Consider the following 13091-nt stretch of genomic DNA (forward strand, 5'->3'; position numbering starts at 1 on the left):
GAATTATGATCAAAAGTATAAAAACAAATAGCCATACAAACTTAAATATATGTCCAATGCGCATTGCTAACAGTAATGCATTGATGGCTATTACAGAGCATATTAGCTCGGAGATTATTCATGCGTACCTTTAAACCTGCAATTGTTTTGCAAAACAGTGGCCTGAAACTGGACCTCTTTTGACAATTCAATGGTATTATCCAGAGATAAAGACGTATGTATTACGATCATATATATAATGCGAATAGAATCAGCGCTATCGACGCAGCTTTTACAACAGATACACCAAATGAGCCAAAAATAGACATGCATAAACGAATATTGGTTGTTGAAGATCAAGAAGATATTAATGCATTAATCGCATTGAATTTGGAAACCCTCAACTATAGCGTGACACGCTGTGACAATGGCAATGATGGATTGAAAACGGCCACTGAAGAAGCTTTCGACCTTATTGTTTTAGATATCATGTTACCGGGGCTAGACGGTTTGCAAATATGCCAAAGCCTGCGATCGAAAGGTAACTACACCCCCATCCTAATGCTGACAGCTAAAAAAACTGAAGCTGATCGTGTCATTGGGCTCGAAGTTGGCGCTGACGATTATCTAACTAAACCTTTTAGTGTTTTAGAACTACAGGCAAGAGTCAAAGCATTGCTGCGCAGAGTTGCTTTTCACAAGCAAGAAACTCAAGAAGAAGAGAGTGATCACGACGAATTGCAATATGGCAAACTGGTTATTCGCAAACAAAAACGCGATATTGTCATGAACGGTAAGTCAATAAGTTTGACAGCCAAAGAATTTGACCTTCTCCTCTATATGGCTAATTTTCCAGGTCAAGTGTTCAGCCGGGAACAATTACTTAATGCTGTTTGGGGCTATCATCATAGTGGTTATGAGCATACAGTAAATTCACATATCAATCGCCTGCGGGCAAAATTGGAAGAAGACCCCAGTAACCCTGAATATGTGCTCACCGTTTGGGGAATAGGATACAAGTTCAATGATCAATAAGCTCACCTCGACCTTGTATGGTCGTCTCACTGCCGCTCTGCTTCTTAGCTTTATAGTGGTAGGTGTATTCGCTGCAATTTTGATGGTGCATTCATCGCGTGCTTATCAGCAAGAAATAACCCAGGTTATGCACCGAGACCTTGCAGCACATGTAGTTGATCACTACTTATTATTTGAAAATGATGAGCCGAATTTAGAAGAGGCTGAAAAAACCTTCCATGACTTGATGATATTGGGGCCAAACTTTGAATTTTACTTGCTAGATAAAGCGGGGAAAATTGTTGCTTGCTCTGCCGACCCAAGTAGCCTGCATTTGGATTTTGTTGATACCAAGCCTATTGGCTCCTATCTTCAAAGCCCAGTTATACAAGAACCTATCTTCGGTGACGACCCGCGTGGTATCGACCGAGAGAAGATATTTAGCGTTGCGCCAATTGTGCGCGACGGAGAACTACAAGGTTATCTATACGTTATTCTCGGTAGTGAGATCTATGACCGGGTTTCAGACTTAGTCCTAGAAAGTAAAATTATTCAATGGGGTCTTTGGGTATTTTTAATCGGCCTTGCTTTTAGCTTGTTTGCCACACTTTGGTTAACTGGCTTAATTATACGACCACTTACCAAACTGACTGATCATGTTTGTATGATCCAATCCACTGGCTTTAGTAAAGACCCATTAAAAGATGGCGAACTTATCGGTCAGTTACAGAAATGGGCCAGCGAAAATACCGATGAGATACACACTTTAGGTGGCGCATTTAAAGAAGCCTTGGAAAAGATTCGTGAGCAATATCAAAATATTGTCACCATAGATGAATTACGTAAAGAATTACTTTCCCATGTGTCACATGATCTTCGCACACCTCTAGCGTCTCTGTTAGGGTATTTAGAAACCTGGGAGCTTAGCCAAGACAAAATGTCTGCCGAAGAAAGTCGTCAATATATCGCTACCGCTAAAAAAAGCGCGCAACGAATTTCTTCCTTGGTCGAACAATTATTTGAATTAGCTCATCTTGATAGCGGCAACGTGCAAGTTAATAGAGAGCCCTTTTCAATTGCAGAACTGGTTCAAGATGTCCTGCAAAAATTCCAAATTTTGGCGCAACAAAAAAATATTTCTCTAGCAGTTACGCCACAAGACAGCAGCATCACAGTCATAGGCGATATTGAAAAACTTGAGCGAGTTTTTACAAACCTGGTGGAAAATGCTCTTCGCCATACAAGTGAGGGTGGGTCAATCACAGTTAGACTAAACAACACCGGACAGCTTGTTGCCATTGAAGTAATAGACACTGGTATTGGCATACCCGATGAAGATATTCCTCATATATTCGATGCGCACTACAAAGCAGGTAATAGTGTCAGAGGCAATACTGCCCACGGCGGCCTTGGTTTAGCCATTACTAAACGGCTATTAGATTTGCACCAATCATCAATTAGTGTGACCAGCCAAATCAACAAAGGTACGAAATTCGAATTTCAGTTGCAAACAGGTTATTGATCTTCCTTTTCAGTTCGCCGGGCTAGAGCAATATTATAAAGATTGGTCATAGCATCATAGGAAGCGTTCTTGCCTTCCCCTTCCCAAGGTAATGAAGAGTAGTCCTCTCGCTTGGGAGGGCCATCTTTCAGTAATAACTCTTTCTCTTCACCAGATAGCAGTCCGTAAGCTTGCTCGATACTATCGACCTGGTATAAAGCAGGTTCATTAGTGCGATTGTTAGCCTGTATTAATGTATTAAATGTGGCATCTTTTTTTGCGTGATCTACTATTTTTTTATCCGAGCCACCCCCAAGAACCGAAAGGCCACCATGGAAAACTGTGGTTTTATTACTGTAATGGCTCTTTAGAACGTCATGCCGCCTATTTTCCGGGGTTACACCAAATGCTTGATACAGCCTGGACACCTTGACATTATTTGCCTTGGCAGATGGCGGCAAAAATGAATTAGCATATGATTTCCCTTTCTCATCAAAAGCAAACAACATGGTTTGTGCCCTTCTTTTCCCTAGTTCTATATCTTCGCCTGTGCCACCCTTAGGTTCAGAGATTGCTTGTTTAATATCATCAAATGCAGCTTCTACAGGTAAATTGGAATAAATACCACCATCAGTAAATTTACTGTTACCAATATTTAAACTTGAATCGAAAGTAACACCTGAGGTCAGAGCCGGATGAGCCATGGAAGCTCTGGCAGCAAAGGCAATAGGCAAATCTGGAGTGCTTCGACTATTAAGTAACATACCATTTGCAGTTTCAGCATTATAAGCTGTCAGCTCGATTTGCTTAAATTGCTTGGGGGCGAGCCCATGCATCATATCCATATCAGAAAATGTGACCATTTTATTTGATCTATCGACACGGAAGTTGGGAGAACGAAGTATCTCTAAGCGTTCGTTAATATCATTCACAGATCGATTGCTTTTCGCTGCATACCGCACAATAGCTTGGTTAAAGTCTTCATCATTATCAGCTTTCGCTTGGTTAATATAATTGGCAACACGTGTCGCAATGACAGTATCAGCTTGTTTAATTAGAGGCTCGCCATTGCCACCATAACCTTTCATTTTACCAACAAATTGGACTGGGGATTTAGAGAATGAAACCTGCGGGTACAATTTTCCAACTTCCTCATCTGTTTTCAGCGCGCCTTCTTTCATCATACTAGTGATAAGCTTATCTAAATCTTCAAATGGCAATGAAACTGAAATTGCAGCTGAGACCAACCCACCAGCTGAAGAACCGGCTACCTTTTTGACATGATCAAACTCACCTAACTTATCTAACTCAGATAGTGCTGAGGTATAGGCTAGCAGCATCATACCACCACCGCTAAACGCTAAGTTTTGCAACTTTTCAGGGCTAACAATTACGTTGAAACCATCACCATTCATACGCGGAAAAATCTGTGGTTTCATCCACTCGACTTTCTCCGCTCCCTGTAGCTTTTCTCGTAAATTACTAATTGTGCTTTGAGTGACTATTTGATCGACAGAAGAAAAGAACTGTTGTTTTGCCCGCTCTGCTTTTTCCATACGTCGCTTTGAAAAATAAACTTTTTCTCTTTTCTCTAAATGAGAATCCATTTTACGAAAGTATTTCTGATTTATATTATCAGCGGTCTGCGCGGCATGCTCCCTGAGTTGACTAGCCTCTGAAGGCTGCATCAGTTTAGCTTTAGTATCAACATCCCTTATAAAATTATTTAGAAAAGTGCTACTAGTAAATCTGTCGTATTTCATCGGTGTCAACTTAAGTATAGTGGCCTCGCTGTATTTAGTGCAATTTGATAAAAAAAGTTCTCTACAAAATTTTAAGAAAAATTAGACAGACCGCTTAGATTCAAATTTTTTCTAACATACCTATCAATTGAGATTGTATTTCTCTGGTAAAAATAAGTCATATCTACATAAGACCATTTAATCTCATAAGCCTTGGCAAGCGGAAATAAAACATCATTAGAACTAAATTCCATCGAAAAAAGTCTTTGGCTCCTATTATTTATTTGCTCAAGATAGTTTATATTTTCATGGAACATACATGGCACAATGAAATCAATTTCAGTAAGTGGGTCAGTATCAATAGGGTTACGCTCATCTAAGCTGTTGCCAATCTCGTAAACCCCCATAAGATTAAAAGCATTAACTGAGTTAGTAGCATATTGATATTGATTTACCCCACCTAAGAGGCCTATTGTATTAGGCTGAGTAAACTGCCCGATACTGGGATTAAAGTAACGAATGCGGTTGTAAAGCAACCCACTCTCTTCATCAAAATACTGTCCTTGAAATCTCAGATTATTTTCAACCTTATTAATTTCTTTTAAGGCAACATTACCATAGTTTTTATAGTAGGCTTGCCAAACAAGATTTCCTCCTTGATCACTTATTTCTTTAGGTGTACCAAGATGGTCAAGATAAAAGTGATAAATGGTATTATCTTCGATCATAGCTATGGGTCTAAAGCTTTCAGGCTCATAGATATAAGTCTTATTAACTTGACCACCTTTTTCTTGAACCAGTTGATCACCAAGCCATAAATATTTTATATTAATTGAGGAACTTTGTTTTCTTATTCGACGTCCCAAAGGATCATATTTATAATAAGTAGCCTCTCCATCTTTTTTTGTGCAAACTAGTTGGTTTTGTAAATTATAAACAAACTCAGTTTCAGATTGGCTACCTTTACCACGTTTTTCTTTAACTAGATTACCTCGTTCATCATATGTAAATGTAGTACTACCATAAGTAATGATACGACTGCCTTCACTGTAATTGATTGCGTAGCCATTGACGCTGGTGATATTACTTGCAGGATCAAAACTAAAATTTTCAGCATGACTGCCTTCAACTTTTTCAATACGATTAAGTAAATCATAGGAAAATCGCGTTTCATTCCCAGCATCATTAATACTACTAATATTGCCAAACTTATCGTAACTGTATTCACGCTGAACGACGCCAGGGGCTTTATTTCGATGATTAATACTGCTTTGTTTAAGTAATCGTCCTAAATCATCATAACTACTCTGAACTTCTAACACCCCCTGGTGACGATGTGTTTCACGACCAAAATCGTCACGCAAAATTTGAGTAATAGTGTTACTGTTAAAGATTACATCACTCAATTGATTATTGTCATCGAATTGATATTGGATATTTTTCCCGTCAGGTAATTGAATACCACTACAAATACCTGGCCATATATGAGAAAAGCCAATATCAACCATTGTGTTTTTGAGGCGGTTTTTGCCGCTAGAATCTAGATCACTATGGTGTTCTTTTTTCAATTGGCCATAGAGGGTGTATTCAAATGCAAGATATTGATTAGCATTATAAGTTTCTCGCAAACGACCTTTAGGGTCATATTGATAGCGAATGAATTCTTCTTGTTGATCAGGATGTTTAATAGACTTATATGTTTTACTTAAAACTTGCCCCAGAGCATCGCGCTTATACTCTGTCATCACTTCACCCGCATCCATGTGTTTTATTAGGTGACCGGCTTTATTATATTTATAGTGCTGAATACGTCCATCAAAGCCAATTTCTTTAATTAAGCGTTGATTGCCATCATAAAAAAACTGGTAACGCTCTTCATTTTGATTAATTAAGGCAATCAAATTACATTCTGTATCGTATTCGTATTTTAATTTATAACCTTCAGCATCGATACGCTCAATAACCTGCCCTAGGTCATCGTAGTAATATTCGGTAGTTCGACCTTGAGGATCACTATAGCGGATAAGCTGGTCTTTATCATCATAAGAGTAGTGAGTGGTATCCCCCTTGTCTGCGATAATTTTTTCCACAAGACCTGTAACACCATAGCGATACTCGACAGTATTTATTGGAGTTTTTTCTTTATCCATGTAGGAGACATTAACAACTTGCCCCCAAGCATCGTAGCTAAATTGTTTTATATGACCTAAAGTGTCTACATGCTGAACCAGCTCCCCTTGAGCATTCCATCGAAAGCGGGAAACCCGCTTCATAGGATCAGTTATAGAAGTGATTAGACCATGCTTGTTATGGCCATACATAATGCGCTGTTGATAAGGGTCTATTAGTGCAACCAGTTGACCATGAGTGTTGTACTCAAATCTCTGGACAGTTTTATCTTTATCAATAATTGCTGTTGGCTTATCTTTAAAGTAATCGATGGTAAAGCGATTACCTAATGCATCCCTCGATCCTGCGTAATGATGTTGGTCGTAAAAATACTGAGTAACGTTGCCTTCCGGGTCTTCATCAGATGACTTTCGCCCATCCTGATAATGAAATTTATGAATATTTCCTTCATTATCTATTTTTTCAACAATTTGTCCTTCACCGTTGTAATAGTACTCACATTGAAAGCCTCGGCTATCTGTCGTTTTACCGCATTTTTTTGTTTTATCCCAGTCAAAGTAATGTTCATAGATGCCTCGCTCTCCCCAGCTGTGAGTGCAAGTGGCGGTATGATCTTCGCCATCCCAATCAAAATAAAGATTAAAACCTGTTTTTAAAGTACGCTGAACCAACAAGTGATTTGAATAAGCATACTTTTCACCAATACTTTTAGCATTGCGGTGGGCAATCAGATCACCTTTATTATTGTAATCATACTCAGCGACGATTTTTTCTTGATTGAGAGCTTCATTATGGAGTAGTACAGTTTGCACTCGGCCCTGAGCATTGTGCTTAAAACGTAGGGACTTACCCCAATTACCCTGTATGCGACTAATTTTTTGCTGCTCATTATAGTGAACACTTATGCAAAAGCCTCTCTCTCCAGAGCCATCCTTGATAGCAGACTCAGGAGTATAAGCGCTATGACGCAATTGGATAAGTGGACAGTAGTGAGCAATATCCGTGGAACGCGTAAACACCTTATCCCACTGACCATCCTGCTTGAGCAAAAAGCTATTCTTCGAGAGACGATCGATAGTCAGGCCTTCCGACAAATTTGTACTGCGTTCACCAACACTTGGCAGCTCAAATGGAATCACGCGACCTCGGTTATCCTTATAGATAACTTGGGCCACATCAACCTCTAAGATTTCACTGCAACTGTGAAACCACGCAACTCCCAAGCCGTCATCATTCTTACTAGAACTGCGATATATACGTGTCCATTTAAATGGCATTGGCCCAGGTAACACTGCATCTACCTGCTCGAACGATTCTTCACCTGTTACTATTCCCACCCAATCACCTTAACTAGTAGTTGAACAAATCGAGCCCTCAGACAATGAACGACAGCTCTGTGCTTGGAACCTGTTAGCAGGCCCTAGCAAAGTTTAAAGAATAAATATCTTATAGTGAATCAGAAAAGGGGCTACATACTCCATCTGTTACTGCCATTTTGAGTATGGCATAAGGATATAGAGATAATCTTAAGCTGGTCACAGATTAGACTTCTCATATAGGGAGCGAGAGACAAACTTTATTTCTCTTAAAGCTTCTATATGCAATTATTCAGTCCATGAAAAAAGTATGCAGTTATGCATAAATTGAAGTTGTGCAAATTGAGCAGATTACAGCTGGTAAGACCTTAGCGGCAATGATCTAATAGTGAAAACGGCGCAAAAATCAACATAAAAACAACTTAGCGTTTCGCGATGTTATTGAGATAACCACAGAGTCTCGCCACTAACAATATGATCTTAACTTAAACCTATCGTAGCCCATATTACCGAGACAAGAGCCCTATAAGATTAATTAAAGGATTAACATATAGGGATGTAGATATTTTGTGCAAGTTTAGGCATTTATGCGTTATAGCGGCCAAGGTTATATGCGACGTTGGGAAAACTTGTCGATAGTGGCGCTTTATCTCACGATAAGGGGCTCGCTGAAACGTTAACCTTTAACTCAGGTGGCGCCAGTAAATACCACGGCGATTTAGGCCAATATATGGAAGAAGGGGCATAACCTAGCCATAAGTATGAATTTTCAACAATATTCGACCGCGACCAATGCCCTTCTCGTGGTCACAAAGGCAGCCGTGTGCAACTTAAATTTCCAGACGGTGCAGGGTGCAGATTACAAGCTCATCTAGGGAACGAAGACACCGTACCTAGTTCGTAGAGACTTCGCTCCTGGCTATATATCTAAGCAAAGTGATAAGGATGATTATAGCCTAAGCGAAATAGAAATTGATGAAGTCATCGCATCACTAATCGCAGCACGAAGAGAAGGAAAAAAGCCATAGTACGCTTCAGCTCAATCTTTTAGCAGATAAAGAATTAAGATCTTACTAGAAGTAATTTACGCCAACAAAATACTGTATTTAAATACAGTATTTTGTTATAATACTCTTAACTCAATGGGCTTTTGACTAAAGTCAAAAGTAGTGTGCGCACATTTATATACCCTCGCAATTATTACTTTTTTAATCGCTGCTATACGTATTCAAGGGATTGAGCTCTCTTAAAATTAATACAATTGATACAACAAATAATGGCACGTGTAAAAACGTAGAAATATTTATCAGGCAGAGTGTGCCACAAACTTTTTGTATTATTTCTCATCAAACTATGGAGTAAACGATGAAATCTTTTCGATCAACATTTTTTTTCTTGGCTTTATTAGCCCTTGTTACATTTATATCGAAAGGGCAAAAGACTAGCACAGAAAATAGTAACGCAGATAATCACTCTGAAATTGCAACACTTTCTGAAAAAAAATAAGGACTAAGGGAAAGAAGAGAAAGTCGACCAACCTTTTCAAGCGTTATAAGCCGCTCTATTTGCGCCAATTATATTCTGTCGGCAGTTTTATTAAATAGAATTCAAAAAAACCTCTTCACTTGACTAAGGTGAAGAGGTTTCCATAGACCTTTATCTAATGGATACGCGTCCTAATCTCACACCAGGAGCAACTGTATTGGTGTCAGATGTGAAGCGATAATGTAGCAAGACGGTATCTTGTCCAGCAAATTGAGATACATCGAAGTCAAAAGTTGTCATTGGTTGGCTGCCACTTACTCGTAAAAGGCTGGTGGTATTGCCACTTCCATCTTCCATAAACACTTCAAGGAAGTCAAAACCTGGTTCAGTATCGTATTCAATATCAAAAACTAGCTGCGCACTAGTTAAACCGCTCATATCCATCAATAATACTGCATCAGTATTCAAGTTATCTGCATACTCAGGGTTGAAACCTATCTCTAAGTTAGGAGAAACAAGATTCCAGCCATCTTCTGGAGGATTGCGGTTAATAACAACAAAAGGCGCAGCTGAAGTAGCTTGTGCAAAATCAACTTCTACACCTTCTTCATCGACCACAAGTTTCTCACCTAAAACAACGAAGTTACGCTTCAAGTTCCAAAGACGCTGACCATAATAATCAACACCTTCAAAGGTTACGAAAGCTGGTTCACCAACTGTTAGGTTTTCGGGTAAAGGAAGGGACACAAGCTCTTCTTGCATACCTGCATATACCGCTACTTGATTAATACGCTCACCGTTTAACAAGACGTTAATCTTTTTAGTATTACTAACGAAAACATCATAAGTTGTATCCGATGCGCCTAAAAATACAGTGGTGGCATTCTGCAAAGGTCTTACAGTAGCATCATAGCGCCCTGAATTTGCTCGCCAAGCCAAGCTTCGTGTAATTCTCTTAATCTGTGTGTCGCCGCCGGTCAGTAAATCGTTTTTAGTCTGGCTAGCATCGATGTCAGCTTCACAGCCAAAGTCTTCGATGATACGGCCTTCACTGCGACCAAAACGTACTGACTGCCTCCAAGAAACACGCATTCTATGGTCACCAGGGAGAGGCTCAAACACAGAAGGAAGTACTTGATTAAAGAGAGCATGTGTAATGACGTTTGCACCACCAGCACCTGTTCTTGGGTCTTCCCCGTAAACCAAGGCAGCAACATTATCGCGCATAGTACAAGTGAAGAGATCCGTTGCAGAGTAACTGCGGGCATTAGCAAGCACAGCTACTGGTTTGTAGTATGCCTGGCCGAGTAAGTTAGCATCTGGGTCACGAGTAAATGGTGCTAAATCAGAATATATCGCTCCAGTACCTTCAGCGGCATTAATCACCTCTGTCCACTCTGGGTTAGAGAAAGCTCCAAAAATTGACTCGTTAAATATAGTGCGGTTTAAGTCTGTATTTAATAGGCGGGCATTAATTGCTCTGACTTCATTGCGAGAGAATAACTGTGACAGAGTATCTGCAAGAATAATAGAGCCACCGCCATTATTTCTCACGTCGAAAATCAAACCGTCTGTATCGCCGAATTCTTCGAAAATAATTCGTCTAATTTCGGCAATAGTGAAATCACCACCATTAGTTGGAGAAAAGGTCGTCAGATTGAAGTAACCAAAGCTACCGAATTGGTTGTCAATAATACCCCACGTAAGATTAGGTTCATTACTTGGGTTGCTAGGGTAATCACTTATAGGAGCAAGTCCATTCTCACTAATGAAGTTATTGAATTCTTCTTGCCACATATCTACGCCGTTATTCCAATCTTCGGGATTGAATTTACGCTTTGCCGGTGCAGCAGGAAGCGCTCGCGAAGTAGAGAAATTAGCAGCTGCGGCTCGCGCTGGTAACTGAGTAATCCATGGAAGTGTGATGGTGTAACGCTCACGCTTTTTCCAGTAACCTCTACCGGTTTCTGTTTCAAACGTTATAGTTACGTCATCATTTTCTGGAACAAGATGAAGTAGATGAGAAACAAAAGTCATTTGTCCAAGAGCACGAGTAAAACCACCGAAACGGTTGGCGCCCTGTGCCGTAGCGAGTTGTCTGTTAACAGCGCGACGAATAGGTAGATTATCATAACGTACAACACGGTCACCTATTGCTGGAACTCTTTGGCCCGGCGCAAAACGTTCAAACTGCTCTTGATTAACAGAGTTCACTCGCACTTCAAAAAAGTTACGGCGACTAGCGGTGCGTGTTAATGTCAAAGGTAAAAAGCTACGATAGTCTGCATGAGGTGAAGGGAAAATATAATTCAGATGCAAATCTCTTTGTGATACAAAAATATCATAAAGTGCTTCTTCCATTTCAGCTGAGCTGAGTGAATCTATATTATCAACAACATCAGCAACTAAGCCTACCGGATCTTCTAAGCCTGGATAAAAGTCGAGTTTATCGAAACGGTGTACATAGAGATCCCTTAAAAATATTTGCGCCTGCTCGACCATGATACGTTTTTCGTCATCAGTAAGTTCAGGAAAAACAATTTCATCCCTTACATCTTGGAGTTTCGCAAGTTCTTGTGCAAAAACATTACTTGAAAAACATAGCGAAAAAAAGGTGACGAACAGAAGTAATTTTCTTATTTGATTCATGCTTCTACTCTCTATTAAATTGAACTATTAGTTAATAAAAGTGATGGAGAAAGAAAGAGGAAGTTATTCTTTCGAGGTTTTATTATGACGAAATAGATATCTCACTCCTCAACTTTTAGTTGCGTCATAATCCACAAATAAATCGAAGAAAAAATTACTTAAACGATAGGAGAAGAAAATTATTTATATATAAAAAAATTGTAAAATTATGTTTATTTGGCACTTTATAAAAACTTAATAAAACACAAATCAGATTAAAAATCACACAAAAGCAATCAGCTTACCGTCTATTTATAACAGGTGATCGTAGAGAATAATATTCTTAACAAATACCGAATTAGCTGAATAAAACAGTACTTAATTTTTTTCTCGAGTAATTTAGACTTAAAAAAACGATGATTTAAGAAAAAAACATAAGTATAGGAATATAAAGATAGGCCGAAAAGAATAAAATTCGGCACATATTACATCATATTATTTTAAATTGTTATTAGCTTCAATGACATTAATGAAGAAACGAACTTTTGCATAGATAATTGTTTACCATGTTAAAAGATCACCATTTGAATGCCAAAAGCTGCCACTATTGTGCAAAGTTAATTCATCAATACGTCGACTCAGTCTCTGCGCCGCAGTGTTGGCAGATATATCACCTTGATGACTCACCATTTCTGTTTGCACAAACCCCGGGTGTAAAATGGCCACAGCAATTTTACGTATTTTTAGATCAACGGCTAATGACTTGCCCATTGCGTTTAACGCTGCTTTCGACATCCGATAACCATAATAACCTCCAGAGTTGTTATCGCTAATCGATCCCATACGGCTGGTAATTAACCCAACTTTAGCTCCATCACGAAGATTCTTTAACAAAGCCAGAGTTACCCTCAAAGGCCCAATCGTATTCACACTTAGTTGCTGCTCCACATCATCAAAGCTTAAGCTGTCTAAACTGTCATAAGTGAAAATGCCCGCATTATTGATCAATAGGTCAACCTGTATATCTTGTAGCTTTTCAGTCAACAATGTGAGGCAGGCTTCTTCTTGTACATCAATATTTTCAATCACTTCAGCTGGCGTCTGATTTAATGCATATGATGTTTTTCTGCATATGGCGAATACATGATAGCCTCGAGCACAATAGAGTTCTGTCAAAGCCAAGCCTATGCCTCGATTAGCTCCAGTAATTACTACATTTAATGTCATATAATCAATCCGTAAATAAGTGTCGTAAAATGATAAACATACGCGAGCTCTTTTACGAGAAAATCAACT

The 13091-nt window shown here is 39.2% G+C and carries 8 protein-coding genes; 4 read left to right on the top strand and 4 right to left on the bottom strand.

Annotated features, from left to right (window positions below; genetic code table 11):
* Window positions 1-216 precede the first annotated feature (216 nt).
* Both BVC89_RS27170 and BVC89_RS27175 read left to right on the top strand, forming a co-directional pair.
* A complete protein-coding gene (locus tag BVC89_RS27170; protein ID WP_245929253.1) occupies window positions 217-1014 on the top strand; it encodes a response regulator transcription factor in 798 nt (265 codons plus the stop codon).
* The gene (locus tag BVC89_RS27175) at window positions 1004-2515 is read left to right on the top strand and encodes a sensor histidine kinase (protein ID WP_086934226.1); all 1512 of its coding nucleotides are present in this window, start codon (window positions 1004-1006) and stop codon (window positions 2513-2515) included. The genes BVC89_RS27170 and BVC89_RS27175 overlap by 11 nt, the downstream gene beginning before the upstream one ends.
* On the opposite strand, the gene BVC89_RS27180 is transcribed toward BVC89_RS27175, so the two are convergent.
* Together BVC89_RS27180 and BVC89_RS27185 are read right to left on the bottom strand one after the other, a co-directional pair.
* Window positions 2509-4257, bottom strand: coding sequence for a patatin-like phospholipase family protein (locus tag BVC89_RS27180; RefSeq protein ID WP_086934227.1), 1749 nt, complete (start codon window positions 4255-4257; stop codon window positions 2509-2511). The two genes, BVC89_RS27175 and BVC89_RS27180, sit on opposite strands and share 7 nt — an antisense overlap.
* A gap of 71 nt (window positions 4258-4328) precedes the next feature.
* Window positions 4329-7703: an RHS repeat-associated core domain-containing protein gene (locus tag BVC89_RS27185; protein ID WP_086934228.1), complete on the bottom strand. Its 3375-nt coding sequence runs from the start codon at window positions 7701-7703 to the stop codon at window positions 4329-4331.
* Window positions 7704-8301: 598 nt separating this feature from the next.
* On the opposite strand from BVC89_RS27185, the gene BVC89_RS30640 reads away from it, so the two are divergent.
* Window positions 8302-8430: a hypothetical protein gene (locus BVC89_RS30640; RefSeq protein ID WP_281260976.1), complete on the top strand. Its 129-nt coding sequence runs from the start codon at window positions 8302-8304 to the stop codon at window positions 8428-8430.
* 617 nt (window positions 8431-9047) lie between these two features.
* Window positions 9048-9188: a hypothetical protein gene (locus BVC89_RS30005; RefSeq protein WP_158658154.1), complete on the top strand. Its 141-nt coding sequence runs from the start codon at window positions 9048-9050 to the stop codon at window positions 9186-9188.
* A gap of 150 nt (window positions 9189-9338) precedes the next feature.
* Here BVC89_RS30005 and BVC89_RS27190 read toward each other — a convergent pair whose 3' ends face one another.
* Together BVC89_RS27190 and BVC89_RS27195 are read right to left on the bottom strand one after the other, a co-directional pair.
* On the bottom strand, window positions 9339-11816 hold the full coding sequence (locus BVC89_RS27190; RefSeq protein WP_086934229.1) for a S41 family peptidase: 2478 nt from the start codon (window positions 11814-11816) through the stop codon (window positions 9339-9341).
* 540 nt (window positions 11817-12356) lie between these two features.
* Window positions 12357-13031, bottom strand: a complete 675-nt coding sequence (locus tag BVC89_RS27195; protein ID WP_216825198.1) for an SDR family oxidoreductase — start codon at window positions 13029-13031, stop codon at window positions 12357-12359.
* Window positions 13032-13091 lie beyond the last annotated feature (60 nt).

The sequence above is a fragment of the Agarilytica rhodophyticola genome, from assembly GCF_002157225.2.
GTDB classification, from domain to species: Bacteria; Pseudomonadota; Gammaproteobacteria; order Pseudomonadales; family Cellvibrionaceae; genus Agarilytica; species Agarilytica rhodophyticola.